Source organism: Rhizobium sp. 1399 (genome assembly GCF_031455475.1).
In the GTDB taxonomy this organism is placed as follows: Bacteria; Pseudomonadota; Alphaproteobacteria; order Rhizobiales; family Rhizobiaceae; genus Rhizobium.
This window is the reverse complement of the sequence record NZ_JAVDSU010000004.1, coordinates 260,169-280,808: the sequence shown is the minus strand read 5'-3', so window position 1 is coordinate 280,808 and position 20,640 is coordinate 260,169. Positions and strand designations below refer to the sequence as shown.

The following is a 20,640-nucleotide window of genomic DNA, read 5'->3' as shown; positions in this document are numbered from 1 at the left end:
ACGCCAGCAACACGCTACGGAATCACAGCATCATTGCCAAGGGTCATCCTTTGCGCAATATCGGCGAAGGCTGTTTTCAACCTTGCCCGCAACTATTATCAGCGCCGGGCACCTGTTTTCAAATAGAAAGGGGCCTGCGCAAGGCAAGCCCCTTAAAATAACGGTTCTCAGCTCAAGCTTCAGGCCGAAACGTTTGCCTTCTCGTCCTGGCGGTCGGCGTAGATATACAACGGACGGGCCGAGCCGCGTGCGACCTCTTCGGAGATGACGACTTCGCGAACGCCTTCCAGCGCCGGCAGTTCGAACATCGTGTCGAGCAGGATCTTTTCCATGATCGAACGCAGGCCGCGGGCGCCGGTCTTGCGGATGATCGCCTTGCGGGCGATTTCGCGCAGCGCGTCCTCGTGGAAGGACAGTTCCACGTCTTCCATCTCGAACAGGCGCTGATACTGCTTGATCAGCGCGTTTTTCGGCTCGGACAGGATCTGGATCAGTGCATCCTCATCAAGGTCTTCCAGCGTCGCCAGAACCGGCAGACGACCGATGAATTCCGGGATGAGGCCGAATTTGACCAGGTCTTCCGGCTCCAGTTCGCGCAGCACTTCGCCGACGCGGCGGTCGTCCTGTGCCTTAACGGTCGCGCCGAAGCCGATCGAGGTCTTCTCGCCGCGAGCCGAAATGATCTTGTCGAGGCCAGCAAAGGCGCCGCCGCAGATGAACAGGATGTTCGTCGTGTCGACCTGCAGGAATTCCTGCTGCGGATGCTTGCGGCCGCCCTGCGGCGGTACGGAAGCAACCGTGCCTTCCATGATCTTCAGAAGCGCCTGCTGCACGCCCTCGCCCGATACGTCACGGGTGATGGACGGGTTGTCGGACTTGCGGGAGATCTTGTCGACTTCGTCGATGTAGACGATGCCGCGCTGGGCGCGCTCGACATTGTAATCCGCAGCCTGCAGAAGCTTCAGAATGATGTTTTCGACGTCTTCACCGACATAGCCGGCTTCCGTCAACGTGGTCGCATCGGCCATCGTGAAGGGAACGTCGATGATGCGGGCGAGCGTCTGGGCAAGATAGGTCTTGCCGCAGCCGGTCGGGCCAACCAGCATGATGTTCGACTTCGCCAATTCGACGTCGCCGTTCTTGGAGGCGTGCGCGAGACGCTTGTAGTGGTTGTGAACGGCGACCGACAGGATCTTCTTCGCCTGACGCTGGCCGATGACATATTCGTCGAGGACCTTGATGATGTCCTGGGGCGTCGGGACGCCGTCACGGGACTTGACCATCGAGGACTTGTTCTCCTCGCGGATGATGTCCATGCACAACTCGACGCATTCATCGCAGATGAACACGGTCGGTCCGGCAATAAGCTTCCGGACTTCATGCTGGCTCTTTCCGCAGAAAGAACAATAGAGGGTGTTCTTACTGTCGCCGCCGTTGCTGCCGCTGACCTTGCTCATATCACTTTCCTTCCAGCACGCCGCATTTCGAACGCGAAATCACGGTCCACTCAATCAGCTCCCTGGCAGCACTCCCTACCCGGAGTTCCTGCCGACAAGGGCTTCAGGGGGTACGAACCGGGCCCAATCAATCATGTCCGGGTACCGGCGGCAACGAATTCCCCTTCGAATGCCGAATGCTATGTCACAAAAATTCAACATAGCATTAATAGTTACTATTAGCGTCTCCGCCGCCAGATGAAACCCCTTGTTCAATCACAAATGGGATAGAACTGTGGCGGCGAAAACACCATCCCTATTAATTACTAGGCCTGATCGCCTTCCATTTCGATGCGCGAGGTCAGAACCTTGTCGATGACGCCCCAGGTCTGGGCCTCGTCCGCATCCATGAAATGGTCGCGGTCAAGGGTCTTTTCGACTTCCTCATAGGTACGGCCCGTGTGCTTCACATAGACCTCGTTGAGGCGGCGCTTCATCTTCAGGATGTCGCGGGCGTGGCGCTCGATGTCCGATGCCTGACCCTGGAAACCGCCCGAAGGCTGATGGACCATGATGCGTGAATTCGGCGTGGCGAAGCGCATGTCCTTGTGACCGGCGGCCAGAAGCAGCGAGCCCATGGAAGCGGCCTGACCGATGCAAAGCGTCGAAACGGCCGGCTTGATGAACTGCATCGTATCGTAGATCGCCATGCCGGCAGTGACGACACCACCCGGCGAATTGATGTAGAGCGCGATTTCCTTCTTCGGGTTTTCGGCCTCGAGGAAGAGAAGCTGGGCGCAGACGAGTGTCGCCATATGGTCCTCGACAGGGCCCGTCAGGAAGATGATGCGTTCCTTGAGCAGGCGGGAATAGATGTCGTAGGAGCGTTCACCGCGATTGGTCTGTTCCACAACCATCGGCACGAGTGCCATAGCGGTATCGACTGGGTTTCTCATGTGCGTCCTTTTAACGTCTTTCCGGCGAAAGCCGGGAATCAAAGAAAAATGCCTTGTCCCTACATAGAGTGTCCCAGCCCCCCTCTTCAAGACACGCATAAGGATAACGTTAAGAAGCGGGCGCGACATATGGCTTTGACATTTCCCTATCCCGTTTCTCCCAAACGCCTGTTAACGGCGAGGCCAGACCTTTGGCTCTCACAGTTTTTCTCTGCGACAGGATGAAGGAAGGCTTACCGCGCCCGATGGATCTCACGGGTATTTACCGGGCGGAAAGCTTACCGACAGATATCGACGAAATTGCCGAGCGCAGATCTGTGCCATTAATCAAACAGCGAGCTTCTTCGGCAAGGATGCGGCCAATTCTCAAGGGGTTGCTGCCGTGTTCAATGTCACTACAGGTCTGTCCATCTGGTGTTCCGAAGCCCTTACGCTGGCTCTGGTTCTGTTCGTGGCCTGGCGCCACGACCGGAAAAGCGGCGCCTACCTTTATTGGGGGCTCGGCTTCCTGTTCAGCGGCATCGGCTTTGCGCTGGTTGCGGTCCGCGGCGAAATCCCCGACCTGCTTTCCATCGAGATCGGCAATGCCATCGCCCTGCTCGGACAAAGTGCCTGGGTCGCCGGCTTCCTGGCGCTCGACCGCAAGAAGATGGAATGGTGGGCGCTGCTGCCGCCAGTAATCTGGCTTGCAGGCGTCTTCCTGCCGTGGATCAACGAGGATTATTCCAACCGCGTCATTCTCTACAATCTCGCCTCGGCGACCGGCGCCACTGCGCTTGCCATGGCGATAGCCGCCGGCGATATCCATCGCGAACGCACGCGCATCATGCTGATGGCCGTCTTCGTGCTGCAGGCCTTCCTCTGCTTCGGCGTGGCGCTGGCAATGGCGCTTATCCTGCCCTCGGATAAGCAGGCGACGAATTTCAGCGGCGGGGCCGCCATGGCCAGCGCCTTCCTGCTCACCATCGCCTTCGCGCTCACCTGCCGCCTCATCATGGAACGGTCGGAACGTCACCTGCGCTTCCTGACGCTGACGGATTCGCTGACGGGCGTGCTGAACCGCCGCGGCCTGCTCGGCTATTTCGACAAGATCCAGGAAAAGGCACATGACGAGCAGCACCAGGTCGGTGTCATCCTCTTTGACCTCGACCATTTCAAGCGCGTCAACGACCGTTTCGGCCATCAATCGGGCGATGCCGTCCTCACCGCCTTCGCCCGCCTTGCTCGTCAGTATATCCCGAACAATATCTTCGGCCGCATGGGCGGCGAAGAATTCGCGGCCTTCGTGACCGTCCGCGACCAGACGGAAGCCGAAGCGTTGGCGGAATCGATCCGCGCCGAATTCTGCCGCCTGCCGGTCAGCACGGGCGAGGCACTGATCCCCGCCACCGTCAGCGTCGGCATCGCGCTTTCCTCGGCGATCGAAGCCAATATCGACCGGCTGGTGTCGGCCGCCGACCGGGCGCTCTATTCGGCAAAAGCTGCCGGCCGCAACTGCACGGTCGTCTTCGGCGAGGAAGAAGCGGCGGCACCCGCGCCTGGCGAGCCGAACTCTCATGCCGGCGAACTCGTGCCGACCGTCGACGATCAAGTGGAAGCATTGCGCCGCATGGGTGTACTTTCCCGCGCAGGCTGAGTGTCCATCTTTTCGAGGCAAGGCAAATCCGCTAAGCCTCTGCCCATGATGATACCGCCCTTCCTCAAGATCAATCCCGCCACACGCCATGTGTCGCTCGATGGCAGCGACCCGGCCTTCTACGGCAACCCGAACGCGGTCTATGCCGCGCTCCATGCCCATTGTCCCACCTTCTACTGGGAACAGCAGAAGCAATGGTTCGTCACCAACTACGATCATGTGAACGGGCTGCTGCGCGACCGCCGGTTCGGCCGGCAGATCCTGCATATTGCCAGCCGCGAGGAACTCGGCCTTCCCGAGCCCGAGCCGCATATCGCCGCCTTCGATCTCGCCGAGCGCTATTCGCTGCTGGAGCTGGAGCCGCCGGAACACACGCGGCTGCGCACCCTCGTCAACCGCGCCTTCGTCTCGCGCCATGTCGAGAGGATGAAACCGGAGCTGGAAGAGCTCGCGAACAAGCTAATCGACGGCTTTGCCGACAAGGGCGAAGTCGAGCTGCTTTCGGCCTTTGCCGATATCATCCCGGTGACGATGATCGCCGGCATGATCGGTATTCCCGAAGAAATGGGGCCGCAGCTCCTCAAGTGGTCACATGCCTATGTGCGCATGTACATGTTCGGGCGCACCCGCGCGGACGAAGATGCTGCGGAGCAGGCGGCACGGGAATTTTCCGATTATGTGAAGACGGTCATTGCCGAGCGCCGGGCCGAACCGCGTGACGACCTGCTGACGCATATGATTCATACCGAGCACAAGGGCCAGTACCTGACGGAAGACGAGCTGGTTTCGACGACCATCGTGCTGCTCAATGCCGGCCATGAAGCGACGGTCCACCAGATCGGCAATTCGGTGCGCATCATCCTGGATAGCGGCTACGATCCGGCTGAGCTTTTCCGCGACGAAACCGCCACCGAACGCACCGTCGAGGAGTCGCTGCGCATCTGCGCGCCTGTCCACATCTTCCAGCGCTGGGCGCTCGAGCCCGCCGAGATCGACGGCATCGCGTTCAAGCGCGGCGACAAGGTGAGCATGATCCTGGCCGCCGCCAATCTCGATCCAGCGAAATTCAGCGATCCCCTCACCTTCAAGCCCGACCGCAACGAGGCACCCAATCTCTCATTCGGCGCCGGCATCCATTTCTGCATCGGCGCGCCGCTGGCGCGGCTGGAGCTCAACGTCGTGCTGCCGATACTGTTCAAGCGCCTGCCGGGGCTCAAACTTGCCAAGACGCCCGTCGTCAAGGACGTCTACCACTTCCACGGGCTCGATCGCCTGGATCTCGTCTGGTAAGCCTTCATATCCGACACTCGGAAACGAAAGCGGCCGGCAAGCTCATCGCGTGCCGGCCGTTTCTGTTCCGCGAGGAAATATCGCATCAGCCGTAACGGCCGGTGATGTAGTCTTCCGTACGCTTGACCTTCGGAGACTGGAAGATCTGCGCGGTCGGGCCGTATTCGATCAATTCGCCCAGATACATGAAGGCTGTGTTGTCAGAGATGCGGCTTGCCTGCTGCATGTTGTGAGTGACGATGACGATCGTGAACTCGCCCTTCAACTGCGCGACCAGCTCTTCGACCTTGGCAGTCGAGATCGGGTCGAGGGCCGAGGTCGGCTCGTCGAGAAGCAGCACCTCCGGACGCAGCGCCACGCCGCGGGCGATGCAAAGACGCTGCTGCTGGCCGCCCGAAAGGCCGAGGCCGCTGCCCTTCAGCTTGTCCTTCACCTCATCCCAGAGAGCGGCCTGACGCAGCGCCTGCTCGACGCGCACGTCCATATCGGCCTTGTTGAGGCGCTCGTGGTGGCGAATGCCATAGGCGATGTTGTCATAGATCGACATCGGGAACGGCACCGGCTTCTGGAACACCATGCCGACGCGGGCGCGCAGTTCATTCATCGAGAAGCTCGGGTCGAGGATGTTCTTGCCGTCGAGCTTGATCGAGCCGGTAGCCCGCATCTTCGGATACAGCATGTAGATGCGGTTCAGGATGCGCAGCAGGGTGGACTTGCCGCAGCCGGAGGGACCGATCAGGGCCGAGACCTGGCGCTCCGGGAAGCTCAGGCTCACATCCTTGATCGCGTGGGCGTCGCCGTAGTAGAAATTGACTTTCTCGAGGGAGATCTTGTCTCTCGCCATCAGCTTTCCCAGCTTGCTGGTAGTATCGATAGTGTCTGCAGACTGAAGCATCATTTCCCACCTTTTCGGTTCAGGACGGAGCGCGATACGACGCTCAGGATTAGAACGACGGCCGTCATCACGAAGGCACCGGCCCATGCAAGATTCTGCCATTGCTCATAGGGGCTCATGGCGAACTGGAAGATGACGACGGGAATGTTCGCCATCGGCTGCGACATATCCAGGCTCCAGTACTGGTTGTTCAGAGCCGTGAAGAGGAGCGGCGCGGTTTCGCCGGAAATGCGGGCGATTGCGAGAAGGATACCGGTCAGGATACCGGTCGAGGCGGCGCGGTAGAGGACGTTGACCGTGACCTTCCAGCGCGGGATGCCGAGCGAAAGGGCTGCCTCACGCATGACATCGGGAACCAGCCGCAGCATTTCGTCGGTCGTGCGCACCACGACCGGCAGGAAGATGAAGGCGAGAGCGATGCCGCCGGCAAAGCCTGAGAAGCGTGAGGTCGGGCGGACGACCACTTCATAGACGAACAAACCGATGATGATCGACGGCGCAGAGAGCAGGATATCATTGACGAAGCGGATGGCCTCGCCGAGCTTCTTGCCGCGGGCGAACTCCGACAGGTAGGTGCCGGCGAGCACGCCGATCGGTGTACCGATGATAACGGCGAGAACGACCATCAGCAGGCTGCCCATGAACGCGTTGGCGAGACCGCCGCCGTCTTCGCCGGGCGGCGGCGTCATTTCCGTGAGAAGGCTGGGGCTCAGCGCAGACAGACCGTGGACCAGCGTCGTCCAGAGTATCCACACCAGAAAGACCAGGCCGAGCACGGTGGCGATGCCACAAAGTGTCAGCGCGATTGCGCTGCCGATCTGGCGGCGGCGGTAAAGGGAACCCGAATAGGTAGCCATGATTATTCCCCCCTCTGCTTTGCCATACGCACCAGCATGAGCTTGGCGGCCGCCAGAACGATGAAGGTGACAACGAAGAGGATGAGGCCAAGGGCTGCCAGCGACGACCGGTAGAGGTCGTCCGAAGCCTCGGCAAACTCATTGGCGAGCGTCGCGGCAATCGAGGTGCCGGGCTCCATCAGCGACACCGCTATGTTATGGGTGTTGCCGAGAACGAAGGTAACCGCCATGGTCTCGCCGAGCGCGCGGCCGAGACCAAGGAAGATGCCACCGACAACGGCCGTGCGGGTGTGCGGGATGACGATGTCGCGCACCACTTCCCACTTTGTCGAACCAAGCGCATAGGCCGATTCCTTCAGCTGCGCGGGGACGACCAGGAAGACGTCACGCATGACCGACGAGATGAAGGGGATGATCATGATCGCCAGCACGATGCCTGATGTCAGCATGCCGATGCCGAGCGGGGCACCCGAAAACAGCGCACCGATCAGCGGGATCGGACCCAGCCAGTCGATGAGCACCGGCTGGATGTAATCCGACATGAACGGAGCAAAGGTGAAAAGACCCCACATGCCGTAAATGATCGAGGGGATGCCGGCGAGAAGCTCGACGGCGTCGCCGATCGGCCCGCGGATGGAGCGCGGCGCAACCTCGGTGATGAAAACCGCGATGCCGAGGCTAACGGGAACGCCGATGATCATGGCGAGTGCCGAGGTGACCAGCGTGCCGTAGATCGGCACGAGACCGGCGAATTGCTGAGCAACCGGATCCCATTCGGTGCCGGTCAGGAAGCCGAAGCCGAAGGTGCGGAAGGCAAGAAGCCCGCCCATGGCCATGGAGATCGCCGCTGCCAGCAGAGCGGCGAGAACAAACAGGCCGCAGCCCAAAACTATCCAATAAAAAATCCGATCGCCTGCGGCGCCGTCGCGGCGCTTCACGCCCGCGGTGTCGGCGGGCAGCGACGCCAGTGCTTCGCTCATATCCGTACGCTCTGCTGCTTTGAGGGGGTGTCAAAGGCATTCGGGGCGGAAAGCTTGGCTTTCCGCCCCGACCGCAGTTTCGTCAGGATCAGCTCTTGAAAGAGGCCGTCCAGTAATCTTCGATCTGCTTCACGAGCGTGTCCGGAAGCGGAACGTAATCGAGCGAGGAAGCCTCCTTCTGACCCTTTTCGAGAGCCCACTTGAAGAAGGAGAAAGCAGCCTTGGAGCGTTCAGCGTCCTTCGGTTCCTTGTACATGATGGCCCAGGTGGTTGCCGTGATCGGCCAAGCCTTTTCACCCGGTGCGTTGGTCATGATCAGGTAGAAGTCCTGAGCCTTGCCCCACTCTGCACTTGCAGCTGCAGCCGAGAAGCTTTCAGCGTTCGGCTTCGGATACAGGCCGGCAGCGTTCTGGATGAGAACGTAGGGCAGCTTGTTCTGCAGGGCGTAGGCGTATTCGACGTAACCGATCGAGTCCTTGACGCGGGTAACGTAAGCAGCAACGCCTTCGTTACCCTTGCCGCCGATGCCGACCGGCCAGTTGACGGCAGTGCCTTCACCAACCTTCGACTTCCAGTCCGGGTTTACCTTGGAGAAGAAGTTGGTCCAGTTGAAGGACGTGCCCGAGCCGTCCGAACGGTGAACAACGGCAATCTGGCTGTCGGGCAACTTCAGGCCCGGGTTCAGATCGGCGATGGCCTTGTCGTTCCACTTGGTGACGTTGCCGAGGTAAATATCAGCGAGGACCTTGCCGGAGAGCTTCAGTTCGCCTGATTTGATGCCCTTGACGTTGATGACGGGAACGATGCCGCCGACAACGAGCGGGAACTGGCCAAAGCCGCCAGCCGTCAGATCTTCCGGCTTGAGCGGGGCGTCGGAAGCGCCGAAGTCAACCGTTGCAGCCTTGATCTGGGCGATACCGCCGCCCGAACCGATCGACTGGTAGTTCAGCTTGTCGCCGGTTTCCTTGTTGTAGTCTGCCGACCACTTCGAAAGAACCGGATAGACGAAGGTCGAACCAGCGCCGGTAATATCGGCAGCGGAGGCCGAGACTGCCAGAGCGGCAACCAGGCCGGCGCCGAGGCAGGCCGAAAGAAGTTTCTTGGTGAGCATTTGCGACTCTTCCCTGATGGAACGAAAGGACGACGAGGCTCGGCGCCATGGAGGGGGTGTCCACTGTCAGGGGCGCTGAATTTCCTCGTCACGGGAAGGCGGCTAGGCGTCTATTATTACAGTTTGATGACAGTTTGTGACGGGTGACATGAAATGCAACGCTGTGCATAAGTCGCTGAAGTCACTGACTTTCCTAGTGAATCGCGCGCTGACAAAGCCTTCGTAAATGAGGTGCAGCCCTATTGCCGCAGGGCTGCGGTCGATTGCCGCAGCAATGCGTGAAAATGTCGTTTTCAGACGCCAAAATGCTCCGAGGACCGGACGACCACCCGAGTGTGCTGCCGCAATCTATGCGGCAAGCTCTTGAAGCTTGCTGGATATCTCGAGTGCCGACATAGGTTTTCCGATCAGATAGCCCTGCAGCTGGTCGCAGCCGGCCTCACGCAGGATCGCCGCCTGGCGCGTATTCTCGATACCTTCAGCTGTCACGGGAATCTGCAGAGCGGTCGCCAGGGAGATGGTGGCTCTCAGAACATCGGCGCCATTCGAGGCTTGGTCGAGAGCGGATACGAGCGAACGGTCGATCTTCATGCGATCAAACCCGAACTGCCGCAATGCGCCGATGCTTGCATAGCCGCAGCCAAAGTCATCAAGCGCGAATTTTATACCGACCTGTTTGAGGTGATCTATCGACCTGCGGGCCTGTTCCGGATTTGTCATCAGGACGCCTTCCGTGATCTCCAATGTCAAACGCTTCGGATCGAAATCGAGCTCCTGCAGAAGCGAGATCACTTCGGCGGCGAATTCCGGATTGCAGAGTTGGACCGGCGAAACGTTCACCGACAATGACAGGCCAGGCCAGTTCTTGGCATGCCCGATCGATGTTTTCAGCATATGAGCGCCGAGCGCATCGATGAGGCCGCACCTTTCGGCGAGCGGGATGAAAATCTCAGGGCTTATGTTCCCTGTTGGAACTCGCCAACGCGCTAGCGCTTCAAGACCAGTAACAGCACCTGTCGCAGCAGAGACGAGAGGCTGGAAAAAGGCTTCGATCGCACCATTGCTAATGGCGCTCTTCAACAAAGCTTCCATTTCGGCGACCCTCTGGCGTTCCAGATCCAGCTCCGGGTCGTATTCGATCGCCCGGCCTCTGCCGTTTGCCTTGGCACGATAGAGCGCCATATCCGCCCTGCGGAGAAGCTCCAAAGGCGGTACGTCTCCGTCACGTGCGGCAGCTCCGATGCTTGCGCCAACTTCGATTGTTCGCCCTTCGATTTTGAAGGGCTCGGTGAACAGCGCCAGAATAGTCTCTTCTATCTCCCCACGCGCGGCGGTTCCAATCTGCACCAGCGCAAACTCGTCGCCTCCCAGCCGGGCGGCCGCAACGACTTCAGGGTGACAGGCGATCAGGGCGTTCGAGACGATCCGGATCAGGTCATCCCCTACCGCATGCCCCCAGGCGTCGTTGACAGCCTTGAATCCATCGAGATCGACCAGATAGAGCCGGGGTGGCGCAACATCGGTATCTTCCAGCTCTTCCAGCAGTGCGAGAAGCCCGTGCCTGTTCAACAGGCCGCTCAGGCTATCGTGGTTCGCTTCGAAAATCGCCGCTTGCGCCAATTGGCGTAGGCGGCGCGCCTCTGCTGCACCCACCAGCAGAACACCACCCAGGAACATCGCAAGGATGATGACAGCGGCCGCGACGTAAGGATAGACTTCGTGAAACACGGCGGTTCCGGGCGCTTTGCTGGGCCAGACAAGATGGCCGATGACGCCACCTCCTATGTCCGTGATCGGCGTGTTCAGCAGGCCCGACTCGGGCGCGGCGGCAAGGCGCAACCCTTCGAGTTCATGCTCGTCCGAAAAAGTGTCGAGAACCTCCGACGTGAGATCCTTGTAGAGGCTCAGGACACTCAGCTTCGGAAGCTCGCCTTCTGCGGTGAAAGGCTGGATTGCCTGTGACACGATCAGCGCGATGCCCGTTTCGGTCCGGATGAAATTGACCACCGGCGCCTGTCCGGATTCAGCAGCTTTGTCGATCTGCTGGTAAAAAGCTTCGCCGAAAGAAGCACTAGGCTGGAAGGGCTTGCCTTTGGCGTATGCGGAGATGACCGAAGAGCGGTCGGGGCCGATCACGACCGCGCCGTCATAGAGCGGATAATCCGCTGTGGTCTTGCCCCAGTTCTCATAGGCCCAATCCGTGGCGTCAGGAGATGAGATCGCTTTATAGGCATCATCCCATACGGCGTTGTCCGTGGTTGTCGCGCTCAAACGATTGGCAAAGGCCGAGATCGCTGCACGGGCAGCGCGCGTGGCCCTGGCATCATCGATCTTGTTTGCAGACCGGTTCATCGTGGCGACGACATGGGCCATGAGGCCCGTCAGCACGAGAGCGACGACGAGGAAGAAGATGGTTGTCGCAATGATGGAAGACGTTTGGGTTCGAACGTGCCTACCTGCAAGATTCGACGACATGCCAATCCCGAAAAGATGAATTGCAAGGCCATGTCTATGGTGACGGCAGGAGACATCATGTCCGCAATGCGCTGCAGATAAGATCTATCATTTGATGATGTAGACACTATTAATGAGAATGATCAAAAGCCATCCATCCGGGCAGCTTTTTAGACCTTGATCACATAATCCTTGCGAGTCGTTTCAACGACTTCCCAGGTTCCTTTAAAGCCTGGCCTGAGGATCATCCGGTCGCCCGCCTTCAGATGAACCGGCTCACCGCCATCCTCGGTCACGATCGAATGGCCGGAGAGCAGGCTGAAATATTCCCACTCCTCATAGACGATCCGCCACTTGCCAGGCGTTGCCTCCCAGATGCCGGAATAGAGGCCGCCCTCGGCCTCCTCCAGGTTCCAGGTGCGGAATTGCGGATTGCCGGAAATGATGCGCTCGGCGGCGGGAGCGCCGACTTCCGGTTCGACGCTGTCGATATCGAAGGAGATCATGTTTGCCATGGTTATCGCGCTGAGGTCAGAAGTTTCAGGCCGAAGCCCATGAAGATGACGCCGGCCGCGGCGTCAAGTGTTCTACGGCCGCGCGCATAGACGCCTGCAACGGCAGGGTTGCGCAATACTGTCAGCACGAACGAGTACCAGAGCGAGGAGACCAGAACCATCGTGGCGACGGCAGCAGCACCCTGCATCCAGCTATGCTCGGCCGGCAGCGTCGCCGCAAAGAGCGAGGCGACGAAGAAGGCCGATTTCGGATTGGCGAGATTGGTTGCGAGCCCCGAATAGAAAGCCTGCTTCGGGCCGATCCCTGCCCGCACGGCTTGCGGCTCTCCACTGCCCGCCTTGCGCCAGGTGCTCCAGACGAGCTTTGCACCGAGGAAGCAGAGATAGAGCCCGCCGGCGACCTTCAGGAACAGATAGGCGAAAGGTGCGGCCGCAAAGAGTGCGCTGATGCCGAGCCAGCCGGCGAGCCCCCAGCAGAAGGTGCCTAGGATGACGCCAGCGATGACGGCCACTGCCGCGCTTCGCGAACCCTCCAGCGCCGTCCGGACGACGATGAGGAAGTTCGGACCTGGCGTGATGGCGGCCACCGCCCAGATGGCGGCGACGGAAAGCAAAAACATGAAGGCTTTTCCTCAGGTGTAGTCCGTCACATAGCTTTGACAGACTTCTCATTGAAATCAAACGATTTTAGGGATGATAACAGCCACCATGTCCGGCAATATCCGCGCATGAACAGCTTGGCCGCCTTCACGCCAAATCCGTCACCACCAATAAAAGATCGCTGCAATTACAGCGCGCTCCGCGCCTCTCAACCGACTTGCGCGAGCGCCTGCGCGGCCGCACGAAGAGCGGGCGTGTCCCTCCCCTCCGTCAGCCGCTCATAAACGGGTCGAAGCAGCCCATCGGCTTCCTCGGTCCGCCCATGCTCCGTCCAGAGCCTCGCCAGATCAGTTGCCGCCCGGATTTCCCAGGCGCCAGCGCCTTGCCTGCGGCTCACGTCCAATGACAACGTAAAACAGGTCTCTGCATCCATGTGGCTCAGTCCTGGTGCAGCCAAAAGAATGCAGCCCCTCAGCCGCAGAAGCTCCGGAAGGTAGGAATAGTAGCCCTTTTCCTCGATCAGCTGCTCGGTTTCCTCTGCGAGTTCCCATGCTTCGGCAGATCGCCCGCCGGCCAGAAGGCCCATGATGAGAACGAAGTGGAACCGCACCGTGAAGAGTTCGAAGCGTGTGGCGTGAAGATCCTCCAGCTGTTTACGCAGCGCCATAACGCCGGCTTCGAAGTCACCCCGCCGTATCGCGATCTCGGCCTTGTAAGCATGCCCCATGGAGAGATAAGGGCCGAAAGCCTGGGTCTCCGCGCGGGCGATGAAGGAAACCAAGTGTTCCTCCGCCACGTCGAAATCGCCGATCCACAGAAGCGTCGCGATCGAACTCAGCGAGATCGCGAAGGATACGGGATGGCGCATCGTCTCCGCATCCTTGAAGCATTGGCGGATCACCGCGCGAGCCCGGTCGGTATGGCCTTCCAGCCAGAGATTTGTCGACCAGCCTATCCTGGCCCAGGTGTAGTGATCGAAGCCGTAATGCATCTGCTTGCTGGCTGGCGAAAGAGCGGGCTCGACAACGGGTTTCAGCGTCGCATGTGCTTCAGCGAGGCGCCCGACCAGACAGTAAGAGAGGCCGAGAAGAGCCCTGGATAGCGTGGTCGCCGCAGGATCGCCTATTCGATCGGCGATCTCGGTGCAGCGCTCGGCGTATTCCACGCATAGCCTGAACTCGCCGCTGCGCAGATGGAAGAAGTGGATCGGTCCCAGCAGTCTTGCGGCATTGAGGTCGTCGCCGCGCGCTTCGGCTATCTCCAGACTCCTGTTCAGCGCGGCAGCCGACATCTCGTTGTGGCCTCGCATGAACATCATCGATACTCCGAATGCCGCCTGGAGCTGCATCTCCTCGCTCGTGCCACGGGTGGCATCGTCCAGCGACTGGAGTGCGCGCTCCGTCCATCGTTGGCACTCCGGCAGCAAGCCCATTGCACGGAAGACAGGAGCAACGGAGGCGACAAGGCCGACCCCGAGCGATGTGTCGCCGTTCTCTCCAAAACACCATTCAAGTGCGCTGCGAACGTTATCAACTGCATTGAAGTGCGGCGCTCGCTCCAAGGGGGTCGAGAGCGATGTCCACTCGCTGCCGTTCTGTTCGAACCAAAGGCGGCAATAGGCTGCGTGCCGCCTCGCCAGTTCCTGCCACTCGTCGTTCCTGCCGAGTTCGATCACGTAGGCGCGCGTGGTGTCGAGAAGCCGGTAACGCATCATGGCACCGATCGGGCGGGCGGCCACCATCGACTTTTCCACTAGATTGTCGATAGCCGCAAAAACCGAAGCACGATCGAGCGTGTCGTTCGTCACTACCTCCAAAGCAGCATCGAGTGGAAAATTTCCCACGAACACCGCGAGCCTGCGCAGCACCGCACGTTCGGTTTCGGACAGAAGCCCATAGCTCCAGTCGAGGGTGGCCTGCAGCGTTTGCTGGCGCGGCGGGGCTGTCCGCAAACCCTGCCACAGGTGTGTCAGCCTTTGATCGAGCAATGCTGCGGTCTGCTCCAAACCATAGGCCTCGACGCGTCTGGCGGCGAGTTCGATGGCCAGGGCGACCCCGTCGAGCTTTCGGCATATGTCGCAGACAATTGCAGCTTCGGCCTCGTTTCCGTCGAGTTGGGCACCGCTGGCTATCGCACGTTCGACGAAAAGCTGCGCTGCCGGATATTGCTGAACGGCTGCGGACGGCGCTTCATTGACTTCCGGTGGATATCCCAAAGCATCCAACCTGTAGATGCGCTCGCTGTCGATGCGCAGCGCCTCACGGCTCGTCGCAATGATATGCACCTGTGGTGCGGCGTCCAGAATGGACGAAGCAATGGTGGCGACCGTTTCCACCAGGTGCTCACAGGTATCGAGGATCAGGAGAAGGCGTTTGTCCCTGAGAAACCGCATCACATCGGGTGTCGCGTCTTCGGCCTGGACCGGAAGTCCGAGCAGGGCAGCGATCGTCGTCGCAGCAAGTTTCGGATCGGCGACCACGCCGAGATCAACGAACAGCACGTGTCCGGCAAAAACCTCGGCGGCCTGATGGGCTGCAGCAATCGCGACGGTCGTCTTTCCCACTCCGCCCGGGCCGACGATCGTGACGAGCCGGGAATCCGTCAGTTGTGCGCCCAGCTTCATGACATCGACGTCACGGCCGACCATTCGGGCGAGCCGTGGAGGAAGGTTCGCATGCGGAAACACGTCCTCGACGAGCGGGCTATCGCGATGATCGGGCAACACGGCGACAGTGGGTGCGACGAAGCAGTAGCCCCTCCCCGCAATCGTGGTGATGTAGCGCGCGCCGTCCTGGCCATCGCCGAGGGCCTTGCGTAGCCCGGCCATATGGAAGCGAAGGCTGCCTTCCTCGACGAGGGCGTCGGGCCAGACCCTGTCCATCAGCTCCTTCTTGCTGACGATTTCATTTGGGGATGTCACGAGCGCTACAAGAATGTCGAGGGCACGTCCGCCCAGTTCCACAGGGACACCCTCCCTGCTTAGAAGCCTTTCGCCTACCGCCAGCTTGAACGGTCCGAAGCGAATTCCCTTGATATCCCCGACTGCTACGATCGCCATGGCTCATCCCTCTGGCCGACGTCTGTGCGCTGGCGGACATTAGTCCAGCAGTTCGATCCGTGCCACTACCCGAAGGTATTGAAACGGGAGAAAAACAGTCGATGCGCGAATGTCGGCTGTTGTTAACATGCTCCGCTTTCGTCTCCTGACAACAGCTAACAACGCATAACGGGCGCTTCTCGGCATACGGCAGTAGGTTTCGGTCAGCACAAACGTGCAACTGCAACATCCTGATCCCCGAGGAGAAAGCCATGATCAAGACCGAAGTCGCTGATGCAATCGACCAGGACCGCCGCCGTTTTCTCGCCGCCGCCTCCCTGGGCGTGGCGGTTGCAAGTTCAGGCGCGCTTCTGCCTTCCCATCTGCTTGCTGCCACGGCCGATGAGGCGATCAAGCCATTCCACGTTCATTTTCCGAACGAAACCCTCAAAGACCTCCATCGCCGCGTCGCCGCCACACGCTGGCCGGATCGCGAGACGGTGAGCGACCACTCGCAGGGCGTTCAGCTCTCCACCATCAAGAAGCTCGCCGACCACTGGGCCAAGAACTACGATTGGCGCAAGGTCGAAGCGAAGCTCAACTCCTACCCGCAGTTCATCACGAAGATCGATGGGCTGGACATCCACTTCATCCATGTGAAGTCCAAGCACGAGAATGCGCTGCCGATCATCATCACCCATGGCTGGCCGGGATCGATCATCGAGCAGCTGAAGATCATCGGGCCACTGACCGATCCGACAGCGCATGGCGGCAGCGCCGAAGACGCCTTCCATGTCGTCATTCCCTCGCTGCCGGGTTACGGCTTCTCGGGCAAGCCGACTGAGCCGGGCTGGAACCCGCCGCGCATCGCCAAGGCCTGGGCGGTGCTCATGCAGCGTCTCGGTTACACGAAGTATGTCGCCCAAGGCGGTGACTGGGGCAATGCTGTCACCGAGCTGATGGCGGTGCAGCAACCGGCCGGCCTTCTCGGCATCCACACCAACATGGCGGCCACCGTGCCTGCCGATATTGCCAAGCTGCTGTCGTCAGGCGCCTCGGCACCCGACAGCCTCTCGGCCGATGAAAAGCGCGCCTATGAGCAGCTCGACGGTTTTTACAAGAACGGCCTCGGTTATGCGATCGAGATGAACAACCGGCCGCAGACGCTCTATGGCATCGTCGACTCCCCGATCGGCCTTGCCGCCTGGATGCTCGATCATGACATCCGCAGCTATGACATGATCGCCCGCGTCTTCGACGGAAAACAGGAAGGGCTTTCGAAGGACGATATCCTCGACAACGTCACGCTCTACTGGCTGACGAACACCGCAATCTCTTCCGGCCGGCTTTATTGGGACAACGCCCACTTCCCCTCCGGCGGTTTCTTCGATCCGCGCGGCATCGAGATACCGGTCGCGGTCAGCGCCTTCCCCGACGAGATTTACCAGGCTCCGAAGAGCTGGGCCGAGAAGGCCTATCCGCAGCTCATCTTCTACAACCGCCCATCCAAGGGTGGCCACTTCGCAGCCTGGGAGCAGCCCATGTTCCTGACCGAAGATCTGCGCGCCGCGTTCAAGCCGCTTCGCAAATCGATCTGACAACAGGGCGGCGCGGTGTGCGCCGCCCGACACAGCGATCTCAACCCCTTATCGAAGAAGGAGACAGACAATGCGCGACAATCAGATCGTCGATTCCAGCTTCACCGCCATCATCAATGCGCCGATCGAGAAGATCGACATTCCCAACTGGTGCTTCACACTGCCGGAGAAGGAATATCAGTCCTGCTCGCCAGCCCATATCGCCGCCGGCTTTACGACCACGCCTGACGGCACGCGCATGTCGATCAACGTCGAGACGATCGGCGGCAGCCTGATGGTCCAGCACTATGTCGAGACGCTCGGAGAGAAGGATCATCTGATCCTCGATTCAGACTCCGACGTCTTCACGCCAACCGGCCGCGTGACCATCCATGTGACCTGGGAATTGAGCGTCAAGGCAATCGACAAGGACCGCTGCGAGTTCACCAACCGCGTCCAGTCCTTCGCCACCGACGAAATGTTGGCGAACCTGGATCGGCAGGGCATCCCCTTCGAGGTGTTCCGCACGCAGCGCCAGCCGATGTCGATCGCCCATAACAAGGGTGAGACGCCGCTCTTTGCAGCGAGCATCGAGCGCTTTGCGCTTCGTAACCAGTCATCGTCGAGAGCCGCCTGAGCGCCAAAGGAGGATGCGATGACCGAACTGTCCTACGAACACGGCATTACCGGGCTTCTGGTGGTCGACCCGTATAACGACTTCATTTCCGAAGGAGGCAAGATCTGGCCGCGCATACAAGCGGTCGCCGAGGCCAACAATTGCGTCCCGCACATGGAGCAGATCCTCAAGGCGGCACGGCAGGTCAAACTCCCCGTCTTCTTCGCGATGCACCACCGCTTTCGCGAAGGCGACTACGAGAACTGGAAGTATATCGCCCCTATTCAGAAGCTGGCCTGGAAGCGTAAGACCTTCGAGTTCGGCACCTGGGGCGGCGAATTCAAGGCGGAGTTCGTTCCTGCTGCGGGCGAGGTCGTGGCATCGGAGCATTGGTGCTCCAGCGGTTTTGCCAACACCGACCTAGACAACCAGCTCAAAAGGCGGGGCATCCACAGGCTGATCGTCATCGGCCTGATCGCGCATACCTGCATCGAGGCAACGGTCCGCTTCGCAGCCGAGCTTGGATACGACGTGACGGTCGTGAAGGACGCGGTCGCCGACTATTCCGACGAGATGATGCATGCGGCGCTGGAAATCAACATGCCGAACTACGCCAGCGCCATCGTGACGACCGAGCAAATCCTCGGAGCACTGGCGGCCATGCAGAACATGGCACCGGCGGCGTAACCGGCCGTATCGAGAGCTGAAGGAGGTCGGCCGAATGGCCGTCCTTGGCGCCCACGGCATTCGCCAGCGGTCATAGACGTCGCCGACGCCTGACCGAAGAAGCATACACCCGCCCAACAGGGGCATCCGCAACGAAAGCAAAAAAGGAGTGCGTCATGGACCAGAAAATGAACCCCAAAGTCCTCTACACCGCAAAAACACACGTTACCGGCGGTCGCGAACACGGTGTCGCCCGCAGTTCCGACGGGCGTCTCGATGTAAGGCTCGGCGTACCGGGCACGGCGCGCATCGGCACCAATCCCGAACAGCTCTTCGCAGCAGGCTGGTCGGCCTGCTTCGAGAGTGCCATCGGGCTCATCGTGAAGAAGAAGCACATCACGCTCGGCGGTGACGTCACGATCGATGCCGAAGTCGATCTCAACCTGTCCGACACTGACGGCTACTCGCTGACCGCTCGCCTTAACGTCGGCATTCCAGGCGTAGAGCGCGACGTCGCCCAATCGCTGATCGACGAGGCGCATCAGATTTGCCCGTACTCGAAGGCAACGCGCGGAAATATCGACGTCACGATCAAGCTGGTCTGACGAGGCCGACTGGCCGCGACCGGTGCCAAGAAGGAGCGCCTGCAGTAACATCAGGCCTTCGTGATCGCGTTAACGCAGTCGCTCAACAAGGACAGTCTGGAAGCGGTCCACGCTTCCAGACTGTCCTCCGAACAACTCGATTGCCCGCCTGCCACAACGTGATCGACGTACTGGCGCCGTCTACTTCATCGGCTTACGCCAGCTTTTTCAAGGCGGCGACCGGTTCCTTTGCCAGCGGTCTCGCCGAGGCAGGGTTCTGGCCGGTGATGAGGCGGCCATCAACGACGACATGGGGCTCCCAGTTGGCACGGACGAGTACCGGGCACCCTCCGCCGTTAAGGCGTCCTTGGCCCAGCCGGCAGATCAAAAGCAGATCAGAATCTTTCCGACAGTCTTGCCGCTTTCCTGCAGTTCATGCGCCTCGGCGATCTGATCCAGCACGAGCGTCACCGCGATCTTCGGAACGTAGGCTCCCGAAGCCGCGCAGGCAGAGACTTCCTCGGCCGCGTCCCGCATCGCTGGTTCCGGCATGGTGTAGACGTAGACGAAACGGAAAGCGAAGCCACCGAGCAGCGCGGGGAAGAAGGGGATCGAGAGCGTGGCTTGCGGCGACTCCGTGGAATAGGCCGAGACAACGCCGTCACGCGCGAGACAAGCGACTGCGGTGTCAATATTGGCGGTGATGTCCACGTCGACAATACGGTTGACGCCCCGGCCGTCGGTTGCCGATCTCACCGCCTGCGCGACATCCTCCCTATGCCTGTTGATGACGAGATCGGCCCCTGCCGCACGCGCGACGTCCGCCTGTTCGTCTCGACTGACAGTCGCCGCCACCCATGCCCCGGCCCACTTGGCGAGAAGAATGGCGGCGTTGCCAACCGAACCCGCGCCTCCCTGGACGAGAACCCGCTTGCCGCGCAGGTCCCCATCGGCGAACAGGCATCGATGCGCAGTCATCGCAGGGACTCCGAGCGATGCTCCGGTCTCGAACGACACGTTGGCAGCAAGTCCGAAAGCCTGCCCGGACGGTACCAAAACGAACTCCGCCGCGGTACCAAACGCCCTGCCCGTCTGCGCCATATAGACCCACACCCGCTCGCCGATACGGGTGTCGGGCACGCCGGGACCGACGCGGTCGATGATGCCCGCTCCATCCTGGTGCGGGACGATCCTCCGGAACGGCATCGCCTTTCCGCCAAATCCGGTTCTCGTCTTGATGTCGGAAGGATTGATGCCCGACGCGAGAACCCTGACCCGGACTTCCCCGGCCCCGGGTTGCGGATCGGGAAGTTCGCCGATGGTCAGCACTTCTCTCGCAGTCCCTTGTCTTTCGTAGAACGCAGCCCGCATAACGCACCTCTCACAAAAAGCTCGCTTCCACCTAGGTGCGACACACGCAAACTTGCAAG

The 20,640-nt window shown here is 60.3% G+C and carries 17 protein-coding genes and 1 pseudogene; 6 read left to right on the top strand and 12 right to left on the bottom strand.

Going from position 1 to position 20,640, the window contains the following annotated elements; translation table 11 throughout:
* Positions 1 to 179: 179 nt before the first annotated feature.
* Positions 180 to 1,457, bottom strand: a complete 1,278-nt coding sequence (gene clpX, locus J2X71_RS15720; protein WP_007819824.1) for an ATP-dependent Clp protease ATP-binding subunit ClpX — start codon at positions 1,455 to 1,457, stop codon at positions 180 to 182.
* Positions 1,458 to 1,762: 305 nt separating this feature from the next.
* Positions 1,763 to 2,392, bottom strand: coding sequence for an ATP-dependent Clp endopeptidase proteolytic subunit ClpP (gene clpP, locus J2X71_RS15715; RefSeq protein ID WP_007819825.1), 630 nt, complete (start codon positions 2,390 to 2,392; stop codon positions 1,763 to 1,765).
* A 382-nt stretch (positions 2,393 to 2,774) separates the two neighbouring features.
* Here clpP and J2X71_RS15710 point away from each other — a divergent pair, with 382 nt between their 5' ends.
* Together J2X71_RS15710 and J2X71_RS15705 are read left to right on the top strand one after the other, a co-directional pair.
* Positions 2,775 to 4,028: a GGDEF domain-containing protein gene (locus J2X71_RS15710; protein ID WP_113324452.1), complete on the top strand. Its 1,254-nt coding sequence runs from the start codon at positions 2,775 to 2,777 to the stop codon at positions 4,026 to 4,028.
* Positions 4,029 to 4,073: 45 nt separating this feature from the next.
* Positions 4,074 to 5,318: a cytochrome P450 gene (locus tag J2X71_RS15705; RefSeq protein WP_310382953.1), complete on the top strand. Its 1,245-nt coding sequence runs from the start codon at positions 4,074 to 4,076 to the stop codon at positions 5,316 to 5,318.
* An 85-nt stretch (positions 5,319 to 5,403) separates the two neighbouring features.
* Here J2X71_RS15705 and pstB read toward each other — a convergent pair whose 3' ends face one another.
* The 8 genes from pstB to J2X71_RS15665 all read right to left on the bottom strand — a co-directional run bounded on the left by pstB (position 5,404) and on the right by J2X71_RS15665 (position 15,788).
* Positions 5,404 to 6,162: a phosphate ABC transporter ATP-binding protein PstB gene (gene pstB / locus J2X71_RS15700; RefSeq protein ID WP_310382952.1), complete on the bottom strand. Its 759-nt coding sequence runs from the start codon at positions 6,160 to 6,162 to the stop codon at positions 5,404 to 5,406.
* Between the two features lie 50 nt (positions 6,163 to 6,212).
* The gene (gene pstA / locus J2X71_RS15695; RefSeq protein WP_113324454.1) at positions 6,213 to 7,070 is read right to left on the bottom strand and encodes a phosphate ABC transporter permease PstA; all 858 of its coding nucleotides are present in this window, start codon (positions 7,068 to 7,070) and stop codon (positions 6,213 to 6,215) included.
* A gap of 2 nt (positions 7,071 to 7,072) precedes the next feature.
* Positions 7,073 to 8,050: a phosphate ABC transporter permease subunit PstC gene (pstC, locus tag J2X71_RS15690; RefSeq protein ID WP_310382951.1), complete on the bottom strand. Its 978-nt coding sequence runs from the start codon at positions 8,048 to 8,050 to the stop codon at positions 7,073 to 7,075.
* A gap of 88 nt (positions 8,051 to 8,138) precedes the next feature.
* The gene (gene pstS, locus J2X71_RS15685) at positions 8,139 to 9,161 is read right to left on the bottom strand and encodes a phosphate ABC transporter substrate-binding protein PstS (RefSeq protein WP_310382950.1); all 1,023 of its coding nucleotides are present in this window, start codon (positions 9,159 to 9,161) and stop codon (positions 8,139 to 8,141) included.
* Between the two features lie 348 nt (positions 9,162 to 9,509).
* The gene (locus J2X71_RS15680) at positions 9,510 to 11,636 is read right to left on the bottom strand and encodes a bifunctional diguanylate cyclase/phosphodiesterase (protein ID WP_310382949.1); all 2,127 of its coding nucleotides are present in this window, start codon (positions 11,634 to 11,636) and stop codon (positions 9,510 to 9,512) included.
* 149 nt (positions 11,637 to 11,785) lie between these two features.
* Positions 11,786 to 12,130, bottom strand: a complete 345-nt coding sequence (locus J2X71_RS15675; protein WP_310382948.1) for a cupin domain-containing protein — start codon at positions 12,128 to 12,130, stop codon at positions 11,786 to 11,788.
* Between the two features lie 2 nt (positions 12,131 to 12,132).
* Entirely contained in the window at positions 12,133 to 12,750 is a 618-nt protein-coding gene (locus J2X71_RS15670) for a LysE family transporter (protein WP_310382947.1), read from the bottom strand.
* Positions 12,751 to 12,938: 188 nt separating this feature from the next.
* Complete coding sequence (locus J2X71_RS15665; protein ID WP_310382946.1) at positions 12,939 to 15,788, bottom strand: winged helix-turn-helix domain-containing protein; 2,850 nt, start codon at positions 15,786 to 15,788, stop codon at positions 12,939 to 12,941.
* Between the two features lie 251 nt (positions 15,789 to 16,039).
* Between J2X71_RS15665 and J2X71_RS15660 the strand changes: the two genes are divergently transcribed.
* The 4 genes from J2X71_RS15660 (at position 16,040) to J2X71_RS15645 (ending at position 19,231) form a co-directional block, all read left to right on the top strand.
* Positions 16,040 to 17,365 carry an epoxide hydrolase gene (locus J2X71_RS15660; RefSeq protein WP_310382945.1) on the top strand — a complete coding sequence of 442 codons (1,326 nt, stop codon included), beginning with the start codon at positions 16,040 to 16,042 and terminating at the stop codon, positions 17,363 to 17,365.
* Positions 17,366 to 17,435: 70 nt separating this feature from the next.
* On the top strand, positions 17,436 to 17,981 hold the full coding sequence (locus J2X71_RS15655) for a hypothetical protein (protein ID WP_310382944.1): 546 nt from the start codon (positions 17,436 to 17,438) through the stop codon (positions 17,979 to 17,981).
* 18 nt (positions 17,982 to 17,999) lie between these two features.
* Complete coding sequence (locus tag J2X71_RS15650; RefSeq protein ID WP_113324460.1) at positions 18,000 to 18,647, top strand: isochorismatase family cysteine hydrolase; 648 nt, start codon at positions 18,000 to 18,002, stop codon at positions 18,645 to 18,647.
* A 155-nt stretch (positions 18,648 to 18,802) separates the two neighbouring features.
* Positions 18,803 to 19,231 (top strand): organic hydroperoxide resistance protein, encoded by a 429-nt coding sequence (locus J2X71_RS15645; protein WP_310382943.1) that lies wholly within the window; start codon positions 18,803 to 18,805, stop codon positions 19,229 to 19,231.
* 193 nt (positions 19,232 to 19,424) lie between these two features.
* Here the strand turns inward: J2X71_RS15645 and J2X71_RS15640 are convergent.
* Positions 19,425 to 19,579 (bottom strand): annotated as a pseudogene (locus J2X71_RS15640) (type 1 glutamine amidotransferase domain-containing protein); the annotation flags it as partial.
* Positions 19,580 to 19,594: 15 nt separating this feature from the next.
* Complete coding sequence (locus tag J2X71_RS15635) at positions 19,595 to 20,539, bottom strand: NADPH:quinone reductase (RefSeq protein WP_310382942.1); 945 nt, start codon at positions 20,537 to 20,539, stop codon at positions 19,595 to 19,597.
* Between the last annotated feature and the right edge of the window lie 101 nt (positions 20,540 to 20,640).

Excerpts from the sequence above, each read along its gene's own strand:
- pstS (WP_310382950.1), bottom strand. The coding sequence starts at position 9,161 with ATGCTCACCAAGAAACTTCTTTCGGCCTGCCTCGGCGCCGGCCTGGTT.
- J2X71_RS15655 (WP_310382944.1), top strand. The coding sequence starts at position 17,436 with ATGCGCGACAATCAGATCGTCGATTCCAGCTTCACCGCCATCATCAAT.
- J2X71_RS15665 (WP_310382946.1), bottom strand. The coding sequence starts at position 15,788 with ATGGCGATCGTAGCAGTCGGGGATATCAAGGGAATTCGCTTCGGACCG.
- J2X71_RS15670 (WP_310382947.1), bottom strand. The coding sequence starts at position 12,750 with ATGTTTTTGCTTTCCGTCGCCGCCATCTGGGCGGTGGCCGCCATCACG.
- pstA (WP_113324454.1), bottom strand. The coding sequence starts at position 7,070 with ATGGCTACCTATTCGGGTTCCCTTTACCGCCGCCGCCAGATCGGCAGC.
- J2X71_RS15645 (WP_310382943.1), top strand. The coding sequence starts at position 18,803 with ATGGACCAGAAAATGAACCCCAAAGTCCTCTACACCGCAAAAACACAC.
- J2X71_RS15680 (WP_310382949.1), bottom strand. The coding sequence starts at position 11,636 with ATGTCGTCGAATCTTGCAGGTAGGCACGTTCGAACCCAAACGTCTTCC.
- J2X71_RS15660 (WP_310382945.1), top strand. The coding sequence starts at position 16,040 with ATGATCAAGACCGAAGTCGCTGATGCAATCGACCAGGACCGCCGCCGT.
- clpX (WP_007819824.1), bottom strand. The coding sequence starts at position 1,457 with ATGAGCAAGGTCAGCGGCAGCAACGGCGGCGACAGTAAGAACACCCTC.
- J2X71_RS15650 (WP_113324460.1), top strand. The coding sequence starts at position 18,000 with ATGACCGAACTGTCCTACGAACACGGCATTACCGGGCTTCTGGTGGTC.
- pstC (WP_310382951.1), bottom strand. The coding sequence starts at position 8,050 with ATGAGCGAAGCACTGGCGTCGCTGCCCGCCGACACCGCGGGCGTGAAG.
- J2X71_RS15705 (WP_310382953.1), top strand. The coding sequence starts at position 4,074 with ATGATGATACCGCCCTTCCTCAAGATCAATCCCGCCACACGCCATGTG.
- J2X71_RS15675 (WP_310382948.1), bottom strand. The coding sequence starts at position 12,130 with ATGGCAAACATGATCTCCTTCGATATCGACAGCGTCGAACCGGAAGTC.
- pstB (WP_310382952.1), bottom strand. The coding sequence starts at position 6,162 with ATGGCGAGAGACAAGATCTCCCTCGAGAAAGTCAATTTCTACTACGGC.
- clpP (WP_007819825.1), bottom strand. The coding sequence starts at position 2,392 with ATGAGAAACCCAGTCGATACCGCTATGGCACTCGTGCCGATGGTTGTG.